The organism is Allocoleopsis franciscana PCC 7113, assembly GCF_000317515.1.
Classification (GTDB): Bacteria; Cyanobacteriota; Cyanobacteriia; order Cyanobacteriales; family Coleofasciculaceae; genus Allocoleopsis; species Allocoleopsis franciscana.
Genome location: NC_019738.1, coordinates 3,755,030 through 3,776,416, shown reverse-complemented (window position 1 = coordinate 3,776,416; position 21,387 = coordinate 3,755,030). Strand labels below are relative to the sequence as shown.

The window sequence follows — 21,387 nt, the reverse complement described above, 5'->3', positions numbered from 1 at the left end:
AAGATACTATGTCAACCAAAATACTCGTTGTAGATGATGAGTCAGACTTAGAACCTCTAATTTGCCAAAAATTTAGACGAAAAATCCGGCAAAAAGAAATTGAATTTTTCTTTGCTCACGATGGATTAGAAGCACTCTCACAGTTAGAAGCCCAACCGGATATCGATATCATGTTAACAGATATCAATATGCCCCAAATGGATGGGCTAACCTTGCTGACTCATATTTCTGATAAATATCCCACAATTCAATCGATTATTATCTCCGCTTATGGCGATATGGAGAATATTAGAGTGGCGATGAACTGGGGAGCGTTTGACTTTCTCACAAAGCCGCTCAATCTTCAAGATTTAGAAATTACGATGAACAAAACTCTGCGACATGTGCAGCAGATGAAACAGGTGCAACAAAAAGAGCGGTTAGCTCAGCGAGCTCAAGCTGAATTATTAGAACATTTACAGCAAGAAATTGCAGAACGTGAATGGATTCAAGAGGCGTTACGGAAAAGTGAAAAAAGGCTCACTCAATTTTTAGAAGCGGTACCAGTTGGCGTTTTTGTGGCTGATGTGAGTGGCAAAACTTATTACGCCAATCAGACGGCTCAACAGTTACTCGGCAAAGAAATTGTAGCGGATGCTACGGCAGATCAATTGCCGGAAATTTATCAAGCTTATAGGGAGGGAACCAATGAAATATACCCTAGGAATCAACAGCCACTAATGCGGGCATTGAATGGCGAAAGAATAACCAGCGATGATGTGGAACTCCACCAAGGCGATAAGATTATCCCCTTGGAAGTTTGGGCTACGCCAATTTTTGATGAACAGGGACAAGTTGTGTATGCTATAGCAGCTTTTCAAGACATTACAGAACGCAAAAAATCAGCTAAATTATTAGCTGAATATAATCGCACTTTAGAAATTCAAGTCCAGCAGCGTACCCAAGAACTTTCACAAGCTCTCGACTATCTCAGAACCACTCAGGAAGAACTGATTCAATCCGAAAAAATGGCAGCCCTAGGACAATTGGTTGCTGGCGTTGCTCATGAAATCAATACACCCCTAGGAGCGATTCGGTCATCCATCGGAAATATTGCTGAATTTTTTACCAAAAACCTAGAAGAATTACCGAGTTTTTTGCAAAAAATATCCCAAGAACGTCAGTTAGACTTTTTTAATCTGGTGTCCAAATTCAGCCAGAAAACGGATTTATTGTCAAGTCAAGAAAAGCGTCGATTGAGAAAAGAATTAAAGCGTCAGCTTGACAATTATGCTATTAGCAATGCCGATAGTCTTGCCAGCCTCCTGGTTAATATTGGTGTCGTGGGAGAGGATATTGTCTCTCTTTTACCCTTGTTACAAGACCCTAATAGCCTAACCATTTTAAAGACTGTCTATGATTTGGTGAGCGTTCAGAAAAGTACCCGAACTATCGCCACCGCGACCGAACGTGCCGCAAAAGTTGTGTTTGCGCTGAAAAACTATGCTCGTTATGACTCCTCTGGTGAAAAAGTACAGGCTAATATTATAGAAGGCATTGAAACGGTCTTAACTCTCTACCATAACCAAATTAAACAAGGTGTGGAATTGATGAGAAACTATGAACAATTGCCGCTGCTGTTGTGTTATCCTGATGAACTCAATCAAGTTTGGACTAATTTGGTTCATAATGCTCTACAAGCGATGAACTACAAGGGAATTTTAAGAATTGATGCCACAAAGCAAGATACAAATCTAATCGTTACTATCATTGATAATGGTCAGGGGATTCCTGCGGAAATTATGCCAAAAATATTTGAGCCATTTTTTACAACGAAACCCGCAGGAGAAGGCAGCGGATTGGGCTTAGATATTGTCAAAAAAATTATTGATAAACATCAAGGATCGATTTCGGTAAACTCAGTGCCGGGTCAAACGAACTTTACCGTATCATTACCTTTAGAGATAACAAATAAAAGGGAAAGTAGCGATGCCTAAACCAGCAATTTTATGTGTTGATGATGAGGTAGTCGTATTAGAAAGTCTTGAAATAGAACTCCGAAGAGCTTTTGCAGATGCTTATCTCTATGAATTTGCTGAAAGCGCTAATGAAGCCCTAGAAATTATTGAAGAACTGGTTGAAGAACGAACAAACATTTTAGTGATTGTCTCTGATTGGTTAATGCCTGGAATGAAGGGAGATGAATTGCTGATACAAATTCATCAAACCTATCCCAAAATTATTACGATTCTGCTGACAGGTCAAGCGGATGAAGAAGCCATAAACAGAGCAAGAGTACAAGCCAGCTTACATGCCTATTTGCATAAGCCTTGGCATACCCATGAATTAATTGAAGCCATTAACTCAGGGTTACAAAAAATATAAATGTTTCTTTATTAAGCCATGAATAAACCAATCATTATCTGTGTTGATGATGAACAAACCATTCTGGATAGCCTGGAAATCGAGCTGCAAAAAACCTTGGGAGATGAATATCTGATTGAAACCGCAGCCGGAAGTGAAGAAGCTTTAGAGTTATTGGAAGAATTACTCGATGAACAGTATGAAGTTCCTTTAGTCATCTCCGATTATCTCATGCCCTATATTAGAGGAGATGAATTATTAAAACGTATCCATACCCTATCGCCCAAAACCCTGAAAATCATGCTGACCGGGCAAGCTGATTTGGAGGCTGTAGGAAATGCTATTAAGTATGCAAAATTATACCGTTATATTGCCAAACCATGGCAGTTTGAAGACCTTAAATTAACAGTTCAAGAAGCCATCAATAGTTATCTCCAGGAAAAAAAACTAAACCAGCAAACTGTTCAACTCCAGCACATGAATCAGGAGTTGGAACAATTAAATTCTTCTTTGGAACAAAAAGTAGTTGAACGTACTGCTGCATTAGCTAAAACCGAGGCTGAACTACGCCAATCGGAAGCCACGATGCAGGAGGCGAAAGAAGCGGCTGAAAGAGCCAATCGAGCCAAAAGCCAATTCCTCGCTAATATGAGTCATGAACTCCGCACACCCCTCAATGCCATCCTCGGCTTTACCCAATTGCTCATCCGTGACTCCTCCCTGACTATTGAGCAACGAGAATCGATCGAAATCATCAATCGTAGTGGTGAACATTTACTCGAACTGATTAATGACGTTCTACAAATGTCCAAAATCGAGGTGGGAAAGGTAACACTCGATCAACAAAGCTTTGATTTATATCGCCTGTTGGACAGTTTAGAAGCCATGTTTCAGTTGCCCGCTCAAAAAAAGGGCTTACAGTTAATTTTTGATTATGCCCCAGGTCTTCCCCAACATGTGCAAACAGACGAAAATAAGCTGCGTCAAGTCTTAATCAACCTCCTCGGCAATGCGCTCAAATTTACAGCATTCGGAAGTGTTACCTTACGAGTCAGCAGGAAATTAAAGGTTGAAGGTTCTCATGAGTTGCAAGTTGAAAAGTTCAACGTTGAAAGTTCCACGCCCCCTTTAAACCTTCAGCCTGTAACCCTTTATTTCGCAGTAGAAGATACTGGCCCTGGTATTGAACCTGAAGACTTAGATCTGATATTTGAAGCCTTTATACAAACTGCAATCGGTCGGAAATCCTCCGAAGGAACTGGCTTAGGTTTACCCATCAGCCGAAAATTCGTGCAACTAATGGGGGGAGACATTACCGTGAATAGCACGTTGGGAAAGGGAACTATTTTTCAGTTTGAGGTTCAGGTGAGTCTCAGTTCAGCCACTGAAATTCCCCTGCTTCAGCCCACTCGCAGAGTCATCGGCTTAGAACCTGGACAACCCAACTATCGCATCTTAGTGGTTGACGACGCCCCAGAAAGTCGCCTGCTCCTGGTTAAACTCTTAGCGGCTTTGGGCTTTGAGGTTCAGGAAGCCGTCAATGGGCAAGAAGCCTTGGAACAGTGGAACAGGTTTCAACCGCACTTGATTTGGATGGACATGCGGATGCCCATCCTAGATGGGTATGAAGCCACCCAACAGATTAAAGCCAGGGAGCAGGAGAGAGGGAAAGATGGAAAGAGCACACAAGGGCGGGAAGTTATCCATCCGTCAGCGCCAATCGGCAAAACGGTGATCATTGCGCTTACTGCCAGTGCCTTCGAGGAAGAACGTCACCTGGTTGTTTCCGTAGGCTGTGACGACTTTGTGCGTAAACCCTTTCGAGAAGAGATGATTTTTGACAAGATGGCTCAATACTTGGGTGTGCGTTATGTCTATGAAGAGTTACCTGCTTTCGGATGCACAGGGCAAATTGCTGTCTCAGAAGGGATAGAAGGCAGCAATTTGGATTCACCCTTTATTTTACAGCCAGCTTCTTTCCAAGCCATGCCCCAGGAGTGGACGGATAAGCTGTATGAGGCGGTGGATTCGGTGGATGATGAGGCAATTTTTCGGCTAATTGAGCAAATCCCTCCTGATTATTCCCCTTTAGCCCAATCGATAGTCAGCTTGATCAAAGGCTTTCGTTATGATCGCCTGATCGATTTGATGGAAGCGGCAGGAATTCGGACAGTGGAAGATCATCACTGACTATAGAATCTAAGGAGCATTTAATATTGAATGCCCCTTAGCTAATCAATTACTTGGACTTCGCTTCCAGATTTTCCATCCGGCTTTTGAGTTCCTGGTTTTCTTTTTTCAACTGATCGAGTTCTTCCCTGAGTTGTTTCACCGCTTGATCAGAACCCACATGCTTCTGTACCCTCTGAATCGCTTCCTCAGCCATGCGGCGGACTCGCCCATCGGGAGTTTGATCGGCAAGGGAATGTAAAACCGCGATCGCTTTAACCGTTTCCATTTGCCCCAGGGCGGCAACAACCGCGACTTGAGTCAAGAAGAAGCTTTCTCCAGCCAGTTCTTCTAATTGCTCTAAAATCCATTCGGTATTGTTCGGAGTTTGACCGGTCGAAATGGCACCCAATGCACGAATGGCACTCAAACGCAAGGGTTGAGGAGTACCCGGAGTTGTATATTCCAAAATTACTTCCAGTGCGACAGGTGAAGACTTCATCTGACTTAAGCCTGCGATCGCACCACTCCGCACCACTTGATTCCATCCATCCCTTTCTCTCAGGACGTTGTTCAGCAATTGCAGAACTTCATCTTCTTTGCCTTTGAGAGTCGCGGACACCATTTTACCGAGGGCGAGGGCGGCTGTAGCTTCTACATAGTAGCTAGCGTCTCCTTGGGAGAGTACCTGTTTTACGGCATCGTAGCTTTGAGATGTCTTGATTTTACTCAACGCTTGTACCACTGACCGACGCACACGGGCATCTTTGTCGTTTAAACCCGCCATTAAAGCATCCGTTGCCTGATCCAGCTTCACTTGGGCTAAGCATTTTGCCGCCTCTACCCGCACACCCCAAAACGAGTCATTTGTCAACGTATCAGACAACGCCTTTACTGCTTCTAAACCCCCCTTCTTCGCCAACGCCTTGGCAGCATAGATGCGGGAAATAGGGTCAGAGTCAGATTGTAACTGAGCTTTCAGTTCCGAGATGGGGTATTCCAGAGCAACCGTTTTCAGGTAATGATTGCCGCGATCGAAGCTAATAAATTGAGGCTTTTTCTCTAAGGGGAAGTAAAAACTCTGTTCCCGTTCATGAATTCTGACGGTAAAGGTTTTTAATTCCGGAGTATGGCTTTCGGGTTGAGTGTAACCAAAAGCGATCGGAATTTTCAGGTCAAATAGCTCACTATTACTCCCATTATTGTCATTCTTCGCCTGAGTTTGGGTAACTGTCACTTTCGCTAACTGATTCTCTCCATCCCAGGAATAGGCAACTTTGTAATCCGGATGTCCACCTCGGAAGACATACTGATCAAAGAGAAATAACAGATTGCGCCCGGTTGCTTTTTCGATCGCCCGAAGCAAGTCAACCGTTTCTACCGTATTGTGGGCATTGTCTTGGACAAACGTCTGGATTGCCTTCCAGAACAACTCATCACCCAACTCGGTGCGAATCATGTGATAGACGCAAGCGCCTTTTTCATAAAGGTGCCGATCATAAAGTTCGATCGCTTCCCGATAAACATGAGTCACAATTGGGCGACGATAGCGAGAACTATCTTCGGCTAAATAACTCTGCGCCTCACCTAGCAAGTAATAAGCGGCATCATCGTTGCCATACTCATAATCCGTCCAAAATACTTCGGAATAAGAGGCCAATCCTTCCTTAATCCAAGCATGAGACCAGTGTTTAATCACCACTAAGTCCCCAAACCACTGATGAGCGAGTTCGTGGGCGACTAAACTTTCCGTGCGGTCATTATCGATCGCCGCCCGTTCATCCAGCAAGCAGCGATCGGTGAGTAAGGTGGTGGAGGTGTTCTCCATCCCGCCAAAGATGAAATCATCCACGCACACTTGCGCGTATTTGGGGAACGGATAAGGATAGCCAAACTTCTCGCTGAAGAACTCCATCATTCGAGGCGTTTTGCCCATGCTGCGGCGGGCGTCTTCCTCGTACCCCTTTTCGACATAATAGGTAACGGGTTTGCCTCGCCACTCATCCCGAATTTCGGCAAAGTCACCCACAGCTAAGGTCATTAAATAAGTCGGATGAACTTGCTGCTGCAACCAATGATAAATCTTGTCCTCTCCATCTTCTTCCGTGGCGATCAGTTCGCCGTTGGAAATCGCAATCAGGGGTTTGGGGACTTTCACCCGAATTTCCGAGGTTGCCAACTGTCCAGGGTAATCAAAGCAAGGGAACCAGAAGCGAGAGTCTTCATCTTCGCCCTGTGTCCAGACTTGGGTGGGTTTGTTGGGGTAGTGTTCATTGGGGACAATGAAGTAAAGACCCCGTTGAGGTTTTTCTACACTGTATGCGATCGCAACTTTAATTTCTTTCCCTGCTTCGGTAGGGTTAATCAGCCGAATATGCAGTTGTTCACCGTCATAGTCAAAGGGTTGGGGTGTTCCCTCTATATGTACGGATTGGATATTCAGGTTAACCGCATCCAAGGTTAACGGGTGAGTGTCATTACGGATCGGTAAGAGTGCGATCGTGCAAGTTCCACTGAAGCTTTGATTGGGGATATCTAGCGCCAAATCGAGGAAAATATGCTTGACTTGTCCGGGGCGATCAGGATTGTAGTGAGGTTTAGCACCCGGTAACTCAAATGACTTATGACCGTTATTGTCAGAATCAAAATACAAGTGCGACATTGAGCGAACCTATAAAAATAAACAGTGTAACTGGCTGCATCCAGTGTTGGTGTTAGCTTATGGTGTGTCCAAAACTAAATTTGCCTTCCTCAGATTTGGGGGAACAGAATTGAGCTCTGTCAGATTTAGGGGGCAGGGGGGCAAGTGCGTCAGTCCTAACTTTGAGACAATAATCCTGATTCACTCCCAAAGTACATTTAAAGCTACCTTTTTATGACCACTGCCGTAAACACCTTTCCCAGCATAGCCGTTCGCCTGATCAATGGCTTACTCTCGATCAAGCCGTTAGCCAACCTAGCGAAGCTGCAAGCTCGTAAGATGATGATTGAGCGAGTGGAGAAAATTGGCGTTCCTGGCGGCAGCAAGTACAACAGTTACAAACGCACGACTGGGACAGTGAAATAGCTCAAGTCCAAAATACCCAGTTAAGTTATCCAGATGATTACTTGCAATCATTCCATGCTTATGGCGGGCGCTTTTATTGACTTTCGCCCCCATAAACCACCACAGGGACTCGCTTATAAGCCGGAGTTCCACTGTCAGGGTCAATATCTGCTTTAAATAAAATATTGGCTTCAGGATAGAACATAAAAGCCGCTCCTTCTCGCATACCCCCTGCAATAATTTCAATATTATCTAAGATTCCAGCATCTCCTTTAACAGTTACCCGTTGATGCTCACTAAATCCTCCCCGATTGATATCATTGATATTCATCAAAATACAATGACGGTGAGGCATTTCTCGATATTTGTCGTAGGGGCGATAAACTACAGTATTATGTTGTCCATAACTTCTACCTGTCCCTAAAATTAGGATAATTCCTGGAACATCTTCAGGCAGGCCAAAATCACTTTTTGTGGGCAGGGATAATTTAGGCAGAGGGGTAACAAACATTTGCGCTTTCTGGGACGGGGTGGCAAATTTTGGCTCAGTAAAGATGCGCCCATCTATCGTAAATTCCTCTTTAGTTTTCTCCATCTTTTCTATCTGTTGATAGCCAGGAATCGTTTTAGTAATTAACTTCCGCACATAGCGAGTGTCTTGTAACTTCCGCCAGTTAATCGGCGTTTCTCCCAATAAGCGATCGGCTAATTCTGTCAGCAGTTCGACTTCCGAAACTAATTCTGCATTTGCCCCCTGCAAGTGACTCCTTCCTGGGTCATTTAAACGCACAAAATTATTACCGGACTCTGTAGTCGTTGGCTGGGGATTTTCAAACCGATTAAAGACGGGAAGAATCAGGGTATTCTGCTTCGCTAAACCGTGAAAATGTCCTAAATTCGGTTTGGTGGCTACATAAATAATCGTGTCAATTTTGGATAAAGCTCTCTGGGCTTGGGTTAAATCGGGATTAGCGGCATATAAATTGCCTCCTAAACAAAACAGAGTATCAATTTTCCCCTGGTCAGCCGCTTCAATCAAAGCACGGGTATCATAACCTGGGGTGTTGCTGAGGGGATGCCCTAAAAGTTGGGCAAGGGCTTGTTGAATCTCAGCGCGTAAATGCACCGTCACTCCCATTGAGCCAAAACCCTGAACATTGGAATGTCCTCGGATGGGCATCGTACCGGCTCCCAGTTTGCCTGCATTGCCTGTGATGAGAGCCGTATTGGCAATACTGTGGACATTGTGTACCCCATTACGCTGTTGGGTGATGCCCATCGCCCAGGCAAACACCACCCGCCCAGATGTACCGATGATATATGCGGCTTCTTCAATCTCTTCCTGAAATAGTCCGCAAGTCGCTGTGATATCTGCCCAGGAGGTTTGAGCCGCATAGTCTAAGACGGCTTGATATCCTTCTGTATAAGCTTGCAGATAGTCTGTTTTCAACAGATTTTGTTCAATCAGGGATTTTTGGATACCGACAAACAAAGCGACATCGCTGCCAGGAATCGGTTGGAGGTAGAGGGTGGAAATCTCCGAACCCCCTTTGAGGAGGGATTTAATCGGAAAGGCAGGGGAGGCAAATTTGACTAAGCCGATTTCGAGTTGAGGGTTAATAATGATGATTTTGCCGCCTTTATCCCGAATTTTAATTAATTCGTTCATCAGACGGGGATGGTTGGCGGGAGCGTTGGAACCGACTAAAACCACACAATCTGCGTGTTGCAGTCCCTCCAAGCTCACCATTGAGGTTCCTGAGCCGAAAACTTGCTTTAAACCTATGGTAGAAGGCGCATGGCAAAGATCGGAGCAGTCGGCTAGGTTATTGCTCCCTAATGCTCTGAACAGCAGTTGCAGCAGATAGGCGGCTTCGTTAGATGAGCGTCCGGAACTATAGGAGGCAATTCTTTCGGGCGGCTGACGCAGGGCTGATGTGGCGATCTGATAGACTTCTTCCCAGCTAATTCTTTGATACTTATCTGCTCCGGCGCGGTAGATGAGGGGATAACTCCATCTGCCTAAGCGATCGCATTGTTGTGAGTTGAGTTGTTGTAATTCGTTGAGCTTAACTTGACTGAAAAAATTGGGGGGGATGGCGGGTTGCAATTCGGCAGCGATCGCTTCTACACTTTTGGCACAGCGTTGTAAATATTCCCCCGCCTCATTGACAAAACCCCCTTTTTGTCCTCCCGTTCCCCAAGCACAGGACAAACAGGCACTATGATGGTTCAGGGTTTGCCAGATGGATAATCCTTGGGGTGAGAGGGTTTGTTCTAGCCAGTATTGCAGTACGGGTAAGCCCCCGCCGGTAGTCGGCTCAGACATAGTATGTACTCCCCTGTTTTTGACCTGTTCCCCAAACACCTAGCCATCCGCGCCATTTAGGAGACATCAAACCTCAGGCAAAGGTCGAAAACCCCAAATCTGGGGGAATATCCTGAAGGCGTCCCTGTCCCACAGCCTGAATCGCTTCTTTCAGGGAAACATCTCCAGTGTAAAGCGCACGACCGACAATGACCCCATTCACACCCAATGGTTCAAGCGCCAGCAGACTCAACAAATCGGTTACTGAACTCACACCACCAGAGGCAATAACGGGAATGGAGAGACTACGCGCCAGTTCTCTAAGAGCATCTGTGTTGGGGCCACTCAACGTGCCATCCCGATGAATGTCAGTATAAATGATTGCCGCCGCTCCCAACTGACTCATCTGGTGGGCGAGTTCGGTTGCCTTAACCTCAGACGTTTCTATCCAGCCACGGGTAGCAACTAAGCCGTTACGGGCATCAATTCCCACCATAATTTTCCCTGGAAATTCGTCGCACAACTGTTTTACCAAGGGGCGGTCTTCTACCGCAGCAGTGCCCAAAATCACTTGATGGACACCGATATCGAGCAATTGTGCCACACCTGTGCGATCGCGCAATCCTCCCCCCACTTGCACCGGCACGGGCACAGCCTGGACAATAGCGGCAATGGTTTCTGTATTAACGGGATGACCCACTTTTGCCCCATCTAAATCTACAACATGTAGGCGAGTGGCACCCTGATCAACCCATTGTTTAGCAACATCGGTCGGGTTATCGTTAAAGACTTGCGATCGCGCATAGTCTCCCTGATACAACCGTACACACCGACCTTCAAGCAAATCAATTGCTGGAATAACATCCATTTTTCATATCCAACGAACCTTAATTAGCTTAACCAATAATGATTGTAATGTTAACAGGCATTGCTGGCAGCGAGAGAGGATGAGCGATTGCATCCCCGAATTTCTAAACCGAATTGATTTGATTTAGACTTGACAATCTAAACAGCAAGGAAAGATTTTTGGGCACTCTTGTAGAGTGTATGAAAGTCGTTAATTATTATCGGAACATCTTTGTTTTTAAGGGTTTGAAACTCCTTAGCATCCAAAATACGGCTGAGTACAGTAATAATCCTATAAATAATCCAGAAATACAACCAAGTAATGCTCTCACGAACGTCTCTATGAAGGTTTCACCTGCAATATGATGTATCTCTACAGCGACCCAAGTAAAGACTAGTGATTCTGGTTATCTAGATCTTACTTTTTGTAGCTTGTTTGGTTTTGATAAAAATTCGCATAAATCCTTATCCTGTAAAGCTTTTAATAGGTTTTTCTAGATAAAAAAGTCCCTAACCTTGGTTAATTAGGGGTCTTTTTTTACTGGCTTTCAGATTTTGTAAATTGACTTCAACGATTGCTTGCGCCCAGAGGAAAATACAGCAGATTGCAGGTAAATAGAGTACATCTGTAGGGGCGTTAGCGTAGCGGTAGCGAGGAACGAGCGTCAGCATTTGGTGAGAAAATCTTCTTATTAATTTATAGCTTATCGACCAAATGCTTCGCCCTTTCCCCTAACATCGATTACTGTACTTCATAAACGTGCAATCCGCTGTATGCCATTTTCCAGTCCTAACTGAATCAGATACTTGTCTCAGGGTAAGCCATCATTTATCCCTTTCATGGAGGAGAAAATCAGCTCTATGGGGAATCTAATTTGTAGCAAAATAAGCCGGGTCTTGGTCTCGCCGATGCTTAATCGGAATCGGCGGACCTTGTTCATCACCGACAAAACTTGCCGTTTTTTCCAAAGCTTCCCTGAGTCGCTTGGCAGCAAAAATCGACATATCGCGAGGTACATTAATGCGATCGCGTAAATATCTCAGCGCCTTATCCGAACCAGTCGGTGGCACACACACAACACCCGTCATCATCCAAGTCAATGCACAACGCAGAGCTATTTCAAACAATTCGTCATCAGCCGGATTGACCCGAATAATATTAGCGCGATGCTTAATCACTCGAATTAGCGCTTCAGCACGGGAGCTTTCCGGTTCTGGGTAACCCACATCAGGCAGCCCAATCCAAGGCCCATTATCCACCCTATTTTTATTCAACAGCATCTTCGGCTCACCATTTTCCCAGCAACCGCCCATCTGAGGAGGTAAGTCATGAGCGTGGGTGTGAAAGTCGCTCTGAGTACCGCGATAAGTCGGTCGGCTTTCCATCCCATCGAACCAAGCAGCCAAGTAAGGATTCTCCTCTCGCAGTGAGTAGCCCTTGTAATAATACAGACTGGCGTTCATGCGTTCGACATAAGGTGTGAAGATAACATCAGCCGTACCGAACTCTTCCAGAAAGTATGGACCGGGAGTAGAGGCGAGGGCATACTCAACCTTATTTACGACTTTAATAAATTGCTCTCGGTGGCGCTGCTCTTGCCCTTGCGACACCATCGGATAGCAAAGCCAGCTACACCAAGCTCTAAATAAAAGTCGCTCTAGTTGGCGCAGGGGTAGTACTGTGGGGCTTTCCATACCCTGCCCTAAAGGACCAAAGGCAAGTTCTAGAGCGAGCAAAATGTCATCGCTTTCGGTAATCAGGCGTCCGTCTAACTCCAGTGCTGGTAACATTCCCGATGGGACAAGGCGTTTGTACCAGCTTTCTTTCTCCCCGTAACAAAACATTGTCACTTTTTCGATACGGTAGGGGATTTGTTTTTCTTCAAGCCAAAGCCAGACTTTTTGGCAGTAGGGACACCAGGCGTGGTTGTCGCGGTAGAGTGTTACTCGCACATCGGCTTGAGGAAGACCAAACAGGCGTAGTCGAGCTTGGGCGTTAGTGGGACCGTTAACGGGGTCAATTTGATAGTCCGTGAGGGTTTCTAGTTCCCTCCAGCTTAGGGGAGCGCTCGTCATGGGAATGGGTAGGCGTAGGCGTTCTGGATTTGTTCAGTTATTAGTCATTACTCATTCTGACGGGTTTTGGGAATCTACCTGATTTTGATCTGGGTTCTTTTGCAATCCGAGATAACTCAATTCCTTAGACTTCTTGCAAAAGTCGAGTTTTAATACGCAAAAACAATACTTAGAACTGCCTTCTTGCACTAGTGCTATGAGAAATAACTATCAAAGAAATCCTGCTAAAAGAAATTGAACTCTAGTTAGAGGCTCAAGGAAGGTGCTAGGGCTAAATTTTTTGTCAGATCAGTCAGGAAAACGCGGTCACAGAGGTTAAGCAGTTCGACCTCGGTCTGCGTCTGTCGCATCAGCCGCAGGAAATCTCCCGTCTCGTCAACAGTTAGGGCAATGTAGTTGAGGAACATTTTGAGATAGCCTAGGCGCGATCGCATTGGCATAGATGCTGCTGTGGGGGTTTGCCATAAACGATCAATATAGTTGCGTACCTCAAAAAAAGGAACGGGCGTGATTGGTTCTCCTCGCAAAGCTTGCCGAATTTGATTAAAAATCCAAGGATTCCCGACCGCCCAACGTCCTACCATCACTCCCGCCGCGCCCGTTTGAGAAAGCACTTCTAAAGCCTTTGTCGCTGAGTGGATATCGCCATTGGCAAGCACTGGACAATGAACCCTTTTGACCGCAGAGGCAATCAAATCATATTTCACTGGCCCGTGGTACATATCTTTCACCGTGCGACCATGCAAAGAGAGCAAATCAATGCTATGGCGATTGATTAAATCTAAAATTTCGTAAAAGGTATCTGTATTTTCAAAGCCTACGCGCATCTTGACTGTCATTGGTCGATCATTGACGGCTTGTCGCAGTTCTCCCAAAATCCGATCCACTTTTTCGGGGGAAAGTAGCAATCCACCTCCAACATTTTTGCGATAGATTCTCGGTGCTGGACAGCCCATGTTCAAGTCAATTCCAGCGATATTATAGTTGCACAGCTCAATCGCTGTTCTGACTAAGTCTGGAATGCTTTCGCCAATCATTTGAGCAAAAATGGGGCGACCCGTGTCGTTTTGGGTGATGGCCGCCAGAATGTTACGATTGAGCCTAGAGGTATCATTCACGCGGAAGTACTCGGTGAAGAAGTAGTCAGGACTGCCGTAATGAGCAATAACCTTCATAAACCAATGGTTTGTCACATCCTGCATGGGTGCAAGAGCGGTGAGGGGTAGCTCTGGATGGAGCGGTGGGGGGAGCGATACCTGGGACATAAAGATTCCAGCGTTTGACGAAGCATCACTGTATCAAACAATGGTGAGCTCGGTTCCAGCCTTTTTTTCACCAAAACACAGGTGTGTGTAGTTGAAGTGAAACAGGCATGGTTGGGGAAAAATGCTCACTTTTCGAGAGCCAGTTATTATTGAACGAGGGCAATCGCAGGAGATTGCCCTTACGAATACCTATTAAATAGTGATTAACCGATTCTGATTAGCCCCTAAATAGGCAATTCCTAAGTCCACTGAGGCGGTGACAATTCTTCGAGAATTTTGAACCGGACATGATTAATCGCGAGTTCACCAATCGAAGTATTTTCCTTATTCACAGGAGCGCCTTCACTTCTGAGGGTTTCAAAGGTAATGCCTTTTGCCATCTCCATGTGATACCAGGCAAGACCCATAAAAAACCGAGTCGGGTAAGGGCCGCCTTCAACTGTGTCATCAGGATTGGATTCCATCGGCAACCAGCCGACTCCAGGGACATAAAATTCCATCCACACATGATTAAAGTCAGGTTCTAACGGGATACCGAACTTGTCGTTGTGGGCAGGGCACTTGTAACGACCCACTGTGCGACAGGCAATCCCATTCAGCCGTCCTAGTGCCAGCAACAGACCTAAATACTCGCCGCAGGAACCAACACCGCGCTCTAAAACAATATCTGGAGTGTCAATGTGAGGTTTAATGCCGTAGGAGAGTTTGTCATAGACATAGTTGCGAATATTGTAAACTTTCCGTAGGAGATTGGTTTCTCGACCAATGGCTTCGCGAGCAGCGCGGCGAATAATCTCTGTATCCATCGCTAACTCGTCATTGTCCACCAGATAGCGAGTTTCAAAATCTGGGGATAAATCCGGTAGCTTTTCCACTTCTCGTGGGGTGAGACGATATTTAATACTCCACACTTCTAGAAGGGCTTTCCAACCAAAGAGATGCCGTTCACCGGGTTTGAGAGTATCAAATTTGAAAACAGCGATGCGCTGTCCATCCTGAACTTCTTCGGTGAAGGGCATACCTATCGGTTCAATTTTTCTGATCTTTTGTCGATCTGTTTCCGCAGGCAGGGCAATGCGCCATTCGACCTGTTTGAGTTCAACATCTTCGAGGGGGGCAAGTTCCTCGATGTAGGACATTTCAATCAAATAGCCATTGGAGAGGGCATAGTGGCGCTCGGCATTGTGGCTAAAGTAGAGGGGATGAATGAATGTGCGATCGCGATATTGCAATTCAAAATTAGGGTCAGCGTTGGGGTTATCCCGGATATACGGTTCCTCACCCGAATAAGCCACATAGAGAATATCTTGACCCGTTTCAGGGTCGGTGTAAAAGGCTAAGCCGGTCGGGTTTGCAAAGGGAGTGAGTACACTAAAGTGTATTTCGCCTGTGGCGCGATCGAGACAATAAACCGTCTGTTCCTCTGCATCTGAAACCCAAAGTTCCTCCCCTCGGATTGTAATATGCTCAGCCCCAACGCCTGGAGCATATAACCGGGTAATCTCACGTCCTGTATCACGGCTGTAAATGAAAATATATCCAGATCTTTGGCTGGTAATATAGATTGTTGCGTCCCGAACCGCAATGCCATTAGCCGTGTAAGGCAAGGTGACAAAGTGCTGGAGACTTAAATCACCCTTGAGCTGGCAGAAGTAAACACTATTATCCAATGTTAACCAAAGGGTCTCTCCAGCCAGCGCTAAACCAGAAGCACCCACCCAATCTAACTCGCGACTGGAGTTCAAAATGGTTGAGCTATCGCTTTTCGGATCGATTTGTAGCAGATAGCCGTTTGTGGCATCAATGGCAAAAAGAGTTTCTCCCGAAAAGGCGATGCCCTGCAAGGCGGCTGCCCCAATCGGTCTAATTGTTGTGAAAGATTTCTGTTTGGGTGGAATAGATGAAGCTGAGTCGGGAATCATAGTTAATCCAGATGAAGATTTAAATAAGAAATCAAGGTTGTTGATGCCTTTTATGCCTCAAGTGATAACAATTGAAACTAAGGCAGATACGGGTCTTAGAACCTGATTATTATAGATTTGCTACCGAGGTATTGGAACTTTGGCATCAGTTCTGCCATCTTGGAATAAAAACCTCTCGGTCTACCACAACTCCTTTTACCATGGCTTGGTTCACACACACCTCACGCTTCACCCTGCTGGCTTTAGCTTTAACGCTAGGCACGCCCTTCCATGTCTTAGCTCAGTCCACAAGTTCTTCATCCCTGGGCAGCCAACTCGAAAGTTCCTTCCGTGCGCCAAGTCGAGGGCTTCCCGAAAATCGGCAAGGTGGAGCAAGCCGGGGTCCCTGCTTTACCGACGGGCGACGCCTAACAGCGTTGGTTCCACGTGCCGGAGGCGAAACGGCGGCTGAGTATCCGACCGTTTTTTGGTACATGCCTAAAATGAAGGCTCAGGAAGCACCAGCACCAGAAATGGAGTTTACTCTTAGAGATGCCAACGAGCAAAAGATTTACTCCGTCAAGTATCCTTTGCCCAAGTATAACGATGGCAGTGTGGGTACTTCTGGCATTATGAGCTTAACGTTGGCGAGTCCATATTCCCTGAACGTGGGTCAAGAATATAAGTGGCAGTTAAGGGTGATGTGTGATTCTCAAGACCCAAGTGGAGCCGAGGCTCAGACGGCTGAAGGGATCATCAAGCGAGTTGCAGAAGACTCAGAACTCGAACGTCGCGTTCAGCAGGCTGCTCCCGAAGAACGTATTATTCTCTATGCAAAAGCTAATCGTTGGTACGAGATGCTGGCTAATTTAATTGCACTACGACGCATTCGTCCCAATGATCCCTCGGTGACCGATGCCTGGAACAAGCTGTTTGCTGTAGTGGAATTAAACGATGTTTCTATACAATCTAGGTCTCAGGGTACCAGAAACACCAATAACTAAAATTAACAACCCACAACTGTCATGGCACAGATACGGTTCCGTTTTTCCAAATGCTCTTTGGCCGTTTCTCTGAAATTGGCCATGCTTACGGGTGTTTTCCTGCTCGTACAGACTCCGCAAGCCCTTCTCGCTCAAGGAATACCAAGGCGCTGGGAAGCCAAGCAGTATAGACCTCCAATGGGTATTGGTGCACCGATTCGTACAGAAGGAGGGGGAACGCGTTCCGGTGGCCCAGCTAACAGCAGTTGTCCGGTGGTGGGTAAACCCCTAACCGCCTTAGTCCCTGGCGATCGCTTTGGGGTAACGGTTGCTCCCTATCCCACATTCTTTGTCTATATGCCGGCAGTATCGCCCCAGGCATCGCCTTTATTGGTGGAGTTTGAGTTACAGGATAACAGTGGTGATTCTGTTTATAAATCTATTTTCAAGACTAGTGGCAAGCCCGGTATTCTGACGCTGACGCTACCAACGCAAGCCGGCTTACCACCTTTAAAGGTGGGTGAGGATTATAAATGGTCATTCACGCTCATTTGTCAACCCGATGAGCGATCGCAAGATATTACGGTAGAAGGATGGGTGAGACGGGTAGAACTTAATGCCATACTCAATAATCAGCTCAAGCAGGCATCACCTCAACAGCAAGTACAGTTATATGCCGAAGCGGAGATTTGGCAAGATGCCTTAGCTACTTTAGTTCAACTGCGTCGTAACTATCCCAACGATGCGGCAATAGCAGCCAATTGGGAGAGACTTTTGAGCGCGGCAGGTCTAAACAATATCGCTCAAGAGGCAGTGGTGACAATTCCAGCGACAGTTGGAGATGGATTCGTATCCTCTGGGCCCTAAGGGGATTACTCCACGTAGGGTGCGCTCCGACGCACCCTTGCAGCTTTCTACAGTTCAAGCTATCTGAAGCCCTATATCGAATGTCCCTAAATTAGCTTGAGCTTATTGCTGGGGAGAACCCGATCCATCGGGTTGGTTGCCATCCTCAGGAGGGCGGGGCGGAATTCCCAGGGCATTTATCAGTTGCTCTTCCGTAACACCAAGTTTTGCAGCCGCCGCCTTGAAGTCGGGGCGGGGTGGGCGTTCTCCTGGGGCAGGGGGTGTACTGGGTGGATTCTCCGGCACCCCCAATGCGGTCTTCAAATTGGCTTCTGACACGCCTAGTTTCTGAGCTGCTGCTGCAAAATCGGGGCGTGGCGGACGGGGGGGAACTCCCAGAGCATTCACCAGTTGCTCTTCTGTAATGCCGAGTTTTGCCGCCGCTGCCTTAAAGTCGGGACGAGGTGGGCGTTGTCCCGGTGCAGGTGGCGTTGTCGGTACGCCCAGTGCTTCCTTCAACTGGGCTTCTGAAATACCTAGTTTCTGAGCCGCTGCGGCAAAATCTGGACCTCGATGATTTCTTCGCCCCTCTTGTTGTTGATTGGGCTGGGATGAGTTTTGTGCAAGTTGGTTAGGCGATTGAGCAGTTGCCTGATTTAGAGCCACAAACCCAAATGTTCCAACTAGAACAGGAAGCGCTATCAGTGCCAGCAATCGGCGGGGATTCATCACAAGCTTTCTCCTTTGGTTGAATCTAGAAAAGTGTCTATAGTTCGATTAAGCTCAACCAAAATTACAACTTGCCCTTTGTCTGAATTACAGTTTTGTAATCTGAGCTAAGAATAGCGATCGCCCGAAGCGTAGATCCTCGACTTCTTAGACAAGTATGGGATCTGAACCCAGGTGAGATCGCCTGAACTCCAGAAAAGTAATCTCGAACACACAACAGCGATACGTCATTAGAAGGACGTGCGCCTCTTCTGTAGTCACGATGCGATCGAGTTCAAAGCGTTTGCCGACCAGTCCAGCGACTCCCAGAACTTGAAATTCCAACATTCATGAAGTCTAGGCTAGCTGCGCTATCTACCTGATTTAGGTCTACTCTGGAGGGTGAAGGTGTTTCCCGATAGCGGAGGAGTTCTAATGCCAGGATTGACGGTGAAAGACCTGGAAAAATTGCAAGTGCAGCATCCTGACTATCGGATGGAGTTGGTGAGTGGGGAGATTATTGTCATGAGTCCATCAGGGTATGAATCCGATGAAGTTGCGGCTGAGATTATCCGACTCTTGGGCAATTGGGTCAGACCTCGCAAGTTGGGGCGAGTGACGGCATCCAATGCTGGATTTATTCTTCCCAATGCCGATAAGGACGTGCGTGCTCCTGATGCTTCGTTTGTGCGAGCAGAGCGATTGCGGCGAACAACAGGAGACTATGCTCAGTTAGTCCCTGATTTGATGTTTGAGGTCAAATCCAAAACTGACTCCTTGTCTAAGCTGCGTCAGAAGATTCAAGAGTTTTTAGCGTTAGGAACGCAGGTTGGGGTTTTAGTTGACCCGCGAACTCGGACGATGGAGGTTTATCGTCCGGGTGTGGAGAAGGTGGTTTTGCGAGATGGGGATGTGCTGACAGTGCCGGAACTGCTACCGGGATGGGAGTTGGTAGTGGCTGAGGTTTGGGCACCGGAGTTTGATTAAGTAAGGGAAGGGCGATAAGCTTTCTTCGGCATAACAACGCGATGAAAAACTAAAGTACTGCACGCAAATATTTTAGGCAAGCTAACGTTCCGCTTCACCTACCGCAGACATACTCTCGATCTCAACTGCTCGCCTTTATCCGTCAACTGGAAGCAGTTTGTTGTGGGGCATTGCTAGCCCTTTAGACTTTACCGAAAAATTGGGTTTAAAGCCCCGTCCTTCGCTTGACGGCTTTTGTGGTATTGTGGTTGCAGGTGGACAGGGTATTCAACCACTTTAAAAACCCAGTAGCCGAGAGGCAACGCACCTTGAAAACTGAAGTTATGGGGTTCTGTACAGGAAAGCTTGTACAGGTAAAAACTTCAAGCAACAAGTACCAGAAAAACCAAGATTTTGGGTTTTGAATTGTACCGTGGGGCACACGGGAACAAGACTCTGCAATGGGTCGAAAGCTTGAGGACAGAACCACCTCTGGTAAGTGTGGGAAGCCATGCTTGGTAAGTGGACTGGATGATCCAAGAATCTCTGCACTTCTAGGGCAGAGAGTTGTCAAATAACTAACCGACGATTGCCATACCATTGACTCAAATCATGCTCAATTCCTTCAAGGATTGCGATCGCATCCGTTAGTGATTTTGCATCAACCGCTAACAAACCAAACACTGACTCAACCCGTTGTTGATAGTTCTGTGGACAGAGGGCAAAGCTGTTGGCAACTGCCACCGCACCTTTCTCATTCAATAGACATCTCCGAAATATAATTAAAAACCGAAAATAAAGTGGTAATATTATAATTTACTTTTTAATTTTTACAGTAAAATGAGTAATATACCAGAGTACCTTGAAAAAAATCAACAAGAAAGTAAACGATTAATTGGACTAGAGTACGAACAGTTACAGCAATTAATAGCTGCCGCTGAATTATTACATCAACAGAAAGATATCGAGATTGAGCAAAGAAAAGTAAGGATAAACAAGGCAGGAGGAGGTAGAAGACCAAAACTATCAGTCAAAGACCAAATAATATTAACTTTGGTATATCTACACCCGGAGCCAACATTCCAGATGCTAGGAGTCCAGTTCGGAGTTAGTGAATCAACAGCGAATGACATATTTCACTACTGGTCAGAGCTATTGAGGGAATTGCTGCCTGCTAGTCTGCTGGAACAAGTAAAAAAAAATCCCGGTGAGTATAAATGGGTGCAAGAAATTCTCGCCGAGTTGGAGTTAATAGTGGATAGCTGTGAACAGCCAATACCGAGACCCAAGGACTATCAAGAACAAAAAAAGTTTTATTCAGGCAAAAAGAAAAACCATACTTTGAAAAATCAATTAATTGTCACACCAAATGGACAAGAGATTGTAGATGTTATAGTGGGAAAGCCAGGGCCGACTAGCGACATAAATATTTGGAGAGAAGGTCAATCCAAGTTAGCTCCAACACAAAAATTCAAAGGAGATAAAGGCTATATAGGAGAAGTCCAAATAGAAACTCCTCAAAAAAAGCCGAGAGCCAGGGAATTAAGCCAAGAAGAAAAACAAAAAAATCGAGAGAAAGCGAGTGAGAGAATATTTGTTGAACACGTAATTAGATTACTAAAGATTTTCCGTGTAGCCCAAGAAAGGTTTCGCCTAAGAGCCAAGAGTTATCAGAGAATAATTCTTCTAGTGTGTGGATTAGTCAGATTAAGGATTGGGACGTTATTTATAAATAGCTCAGTCTGCGACTAAATCGATAAACATTTTAGATAAAAAATAGATATATTTGGGATAATTATTGATTTGAATTAGCTGTAGCCCTAATAAAAACGTTGAAATGGTTCAAATTACCCGGCTGCGTTAAATACTTCAAAAGCAGTCAGAGACTGCTTTTGGCTATTTTCGGAGATGTCTAATGAAACAGCCGATG

General features: G+C 45.8%; 17 protein-coding genes and 1 pseudogene. 8 read left to right on the top strand and 10 right to left on the bottom strand.

What is annotated here, in order from left to right; translation table 11 throughout:
- Window positions 1–8: 8 nt before the first annotated feature.
- The 3 genes from MIC7113_RS33410 to MIC7113_RS15865 are packed head-to-tail and all read left to right on the top strand — an operon-like array spanning window position 9 to window position 4,533.
- Window positions 9–1,976 (top strand): hybrid sensor histidine kinase/response regulator, encoded by a 1,968-nt coding sequence (locus tag MIC7113_RS33410; protein ID WP_015183173.1) that lies wholly within the window; start codon window positions 9–11, stop codon window positions 1,974–1,976.
- Window positions 1,969–2,364: a response regulator gene (locus tag MIC7113_RS15870; protein WP_015183172.1), complete on the top strand. Its 396-nt coding sequence runs from the start codon at window positions 1,969–1,971 to the stop codon at window positions 2,362–2,364. Before MIC7113_RS33410 ends, MIC7113_RS15870 begins: the two co-directional genes overlap by 8 nt.
- An 18-nt stretch (window positions 2,365–2,382) precedes the next feature.
- Window positions 2,383–4,533 carry a response regulator gene (locus MIC7113_RS15865; RefSeq protein WP_015183171.1) on the top strand — a complete coding sequence of 717 codons (2,151 nt, stop codon included), beginning with the start codon at window positions 2,383–2,385 and terminating at the stop codon, window positions 4,531–4,533.
- Between the two features lie 49 nt (window positions 4,534–4,582).
- Here MIC7113_RS15865 and MIC7113_RS15860 read toward each other — a convergent pair whose 3' ends face one another.
- Window positions 4,583–7,174, bottom strand: coding sequence for a M1 family metallopeptidase (locus MIC7113_RS15860; RefSeq protein ID WP_015183170.1), 2,592 nt, complete (start codon window positions 7,172–7,174; stop codon window positions 4,583–4,585).
- Window positions 7,175–7,387: 213 nt separating this feature from the next.
- On the opposite strand from MIC7113_RS15860, the pseudogene MIC7113_RS15855 reads away from it, so the two are divergent.
- A pseudogene (locus MIC7113_RS15855) lies at window positions 7,388–7,641 on the top strand (SAM-dependent methyltransferase); the annotation flags it as partial.
- 11 nt (window positions 7,642–7,652) lie between these two features.
- Here the strand turns inward: MIC7113_RS15855 and MIC7113_RS15850 are convergent.
- The 6 genes from MIC7113_RS15850 to MIC7113_RS15830 all read right to left on the bottom strand — a co-directional run bounded on the left by MIC7113_RS15850 (window position 7,653) and on the right by MIC7113_RS15830 (window position 15,975).
- Window positions 7,653–9,887 carry an FdhF/YdeP family oxidoreductase gene (locus MIC7113_RS15850; RefSeq protein WP_015183169.1) on the bottom strand — a complete coding sequence of 745 codons (2,235 nt, stop codon included), beginning with the start codon at window positions 9,885–9,887 and terminating at the stop codon, window positions 7,653–7,655.
- 73 nt (window positions 9,888–9,960) lie between these two features.
- A complete protein-coding gene (gene hisA / locus MIC7113_RS15845) occupies window positions 9,961–10,734 on the bottom strand; it encodes a 1-(5-phosphoribosyl)-5-[(5-phosphoribosylamino)methylideneamino]imidazole-4-carboxamide isomerase (protein ID WP_015183168.1) in 774 nt (257 codons plus the stop codon).
- A gap of 488 nt (window positions 10,735–11,222) precedes the next feature.
- Entirely contained in the window at window positions 11,223–11,384 is a 162-nt protein-coding gene (locus MIC7113_RS36490) for a hypothetical protein (RefSeq protein WP_015183167.1), read from the bottom strand.
- 198 nt (window positions 11,385–11,582) lie between these two features.
- Window positions 11,583–12,788 carry a glutathione S-transferase family protein gene (locus tag MIC7113_RS15840; RefSeq protein WP_015183166.1) on the bottom strand — a complete coding sequence of 402 codons (1,206 nt, stop codon included), beginning with the start codon at window positions 12,786–12,788 and terminating at the stop codon, window positions 11,583–11,585.
- 245 nt (window positions 12,789–13,033) lie between these two features.
- The gene (locus tag MIC7113_RS15835; RefSeq protein ID WP_015183165.1) at window positions 13,034–14,053 is read right to left on the bottom strand and encodes a tRNA-dihydrouridine synthase family protein; all 1,020 of its coding nucleotides are present in this window, start codon (window positions 14,051–14,053) and stop codon (window positions 13,034–13,036) included.
- 239 nt (window positions 14,054–14,292) lie between these two features.
- A complete protein-coding gene (locus MIC7113_RS15830; protein ID WP_015183164.1) occupies window positions 14,293–15,975 on the bottom strand; it encodes a transglutaminase-like domain-containing protein in 1,683 nt (560 codons plus the stop codon).
- A gap of 200 nt (window positions 15,976–16,175) precedes the next feature.
- Here MIC7113_RS15830 and MIC7113_RS15825 point away from each other — a divergent pair, with 200 nt between their 5' ends.
- Window positions 16,176–16,958 (top strand): DUF928 domain-containing protein, encoded by a 783-nt coding sequence (locus MIC7113_RS15825; protein ID WP_015183163.1) that lies wholly within the window; start codon window positions 16,176–16,178, stop codon window positions 16,956–16,958.
- 21 nt (window positions 16,959–16,979) lie between these two features.
- Window positions 16,980–17,804 (top strand): DUF928 domain-containing protein, encoded by an 825-nt coding sequence (locus MIC7113_RS15820; RefSeq protein ID WP_015183162.1) that lies wholly within the window; start codon window positions 16,980–16,982, stop codon window positions 17,802–17,804.
- Window positions 17,805–17,906: 102 nt separating this feature from the next.
- On the opposite strand, the gene MIC7113_RS15815 is transcribed toward MIC7113_RS15820, so the two are convergent.
- On the bottom strand, window positions 17,907–18,512 hold the full coding sequence (locus tag MIC7113_RS15815) for a hypothetical protein (RefSeq protein ID WP_015183161.1): 606 nt from the start codon (window positions 18,510–18,512) through the stop codon (window positions 17,907–17,909).
- A gap of 147 nt (window positions 18,513–18,659) precedes the next feature.
- On the bottom strand, window positions 18,660–18,839 hold the full coding sequence (locus MIC7113_RS15810; protein WP_015183160.1) for a hypothetical protein: 180 nt from the start codon (window positions 18,837–18,839) through the stop codon (window positions 18,660–18,662).
- Between the two features lie 87 nt (window positions 18,840–18,926).
- On the opposite strand from MIC7113_RS15810, the gene MIC7113_RS15805 reads away from it, so the two are divergent.
- Complete coding sequence (locus tag MIC7113_RS15805) at window positions 18,927–19,478, top strand: Uma2 family endonuclease (RefSeq protein ID WP_015183159.1); 552 nt, start codon at window positions 18,927–18,929, stop codon at window positions 19,476–19,478.
- A gap of 549 nt (window positions 19,479–20,027) precedes the next feature.
- Here the strand turns inward: MIC7113_RS15805 and MIC7113_RS15800 are convergent.
- Window positions 20,028–20,219, bottom strand: coding sequence for a hypothetical protein (locus MIC7113_RS15800; RefSeq protein WP_041780088.1), 192 nt, complete (start codon window positions 20,217–20,219; stop codon window positions 20,028–20,030).
- 78 nt (window positions 20,220–20,297) lie between these two features.
- Here MIC7113_RS15800 and MIC7113_RS15795 point away from each other — a divergent pair, with 78 nt between their 5' ends.
- Window positions 20,298–21,209 (top strand): IS5/IS1182 family transposase, encoded by a 912-nt coding sequence (locus tag MIC7113_RS15795; protein WP_015180904.1) that lies wholly within the window; start codon window positions 20,298–20,300, stop codon window positions 21,207–21,209.
- Window positions 21,210–21,387: the final 178 nt, after the last annotated feature.

Excerpts from the sequence above, each read along its gene's own strand:
- MIC7113_RS15820 (WP_015183162.1), top strand. The coding sequence starts at position 16,980 with ATGGCACAGATACGGTTCCGTTTTTCCAAATGCTCTTTGGCCGTTTCT.
- MIC7113_RS15805 (WP_015183159.1), top strand. The coding sequence starts at position 18,927 with ATGCCAGGATTGACGGTGAAAGACCTGGAAAAATTGCAAGTGCAGCAT.
- hisA (WP_015183168.1), bottom strand. The coding sequence starts at position 10,734 with ATGGATGTTATTCCAGCAATTGATTTGCTTGAAGGTCGGTGTGTACGG.
- MIC7113_RS15840 (WP_015183166.1), bottom strand. The coding sequence starts at position 12,788 with ATGACGAGCGCTCCCCTAAGCTGGAGGGAACTAGAAACCCTCACGGAC.
- MIC7113_RS15825 (WP_015183163.1), top strand. The coding sequence starts at position 16,176 with ATGGCTTGGTTCACACACACCTCACGCTTCACCCTGCTGGCTTTAGCT.
- MIC7113_RS15810 (WP_015183160.1), bottom strand. The coding sequence starts at position 18,839 with ATGTTGGAATTTCAAGTTCTGGGAGTCGCTGGACTGGTCGGCAAACGC.
- MIC7113_RS15870 (WP_015183172.1), top strand. The coding sequence starts at position 1,969 with ATGCCTAAACCAGCAATTTTATGTGTTGATGATGAGGTAGTCGTATTA.
- MIC7113_RS15865 (WP_015183171.1), top strand. The coding sequence starts at position 2,383 with ATGAATAAACCAATCATTATCTGTGTTGATGATGAACAAACCATTCTG.
- MIC7113_RS15850 (WP_015183169.1), bottom strand. The coding sequence starts at position 9,887 with ATGTCTGAGCCGACTACCGGCGGGGGCTTACCCGTACTGCAATACTGG.
- MIC7113_RS15860 (WP_015183170.1), bottom strand. The coding sequence starts at position 7,174 with ATGTCGCACTTGTATTTTGATTCTGACAATAACGGTCATAAGTCATTT.
- MIC7113_RS15830 (WP_015183164.1), bottom strand. The coding sequence starts at position 15,975 with ATGATTCCCGACTCAGCTTCATCTATTCCACCCAAACAGAAATCTTTC.
- MIC7113_RS15795 (WP_015180904.1), top strand. The coding sequence starts at position 20,298 with ATGAGTAATATACCAGAGTACCTTGAAAAAAATCAACAAGAAAGTAAA.
- MIC7113_RS15835 (WP_015183165.1), bottom strand. The coding sequence starts at position 14,053 with ATGTCCCAGGTATCGCTCCCCCCACCGCTCCATCCAGAGCTACCCCTC.
- MIC7113_RS33410 (WP_015183173.1), top strand. The coding sequence starts at position 9 with ATGTCAACCAAAATACTCGTTGTAGATGATGAGTCAGACTTAGAACCT.
- MIC7113_RS15815 (WP_015183161.1), bottom strand. The coding sequence starts at position 18,512 with ATGAATCCCCGCCGATTGCTGGCACTGATAGCGCTTCCTGTTCTAGTT.
- MIC7113_RS36490 (WP_015183167.1), bottom strand. The coding sequence starts at position 11,384 with ATGCTGACGCTCGTTCCTCGCTACCGCTACGCTAACGCCCCTACAGAT.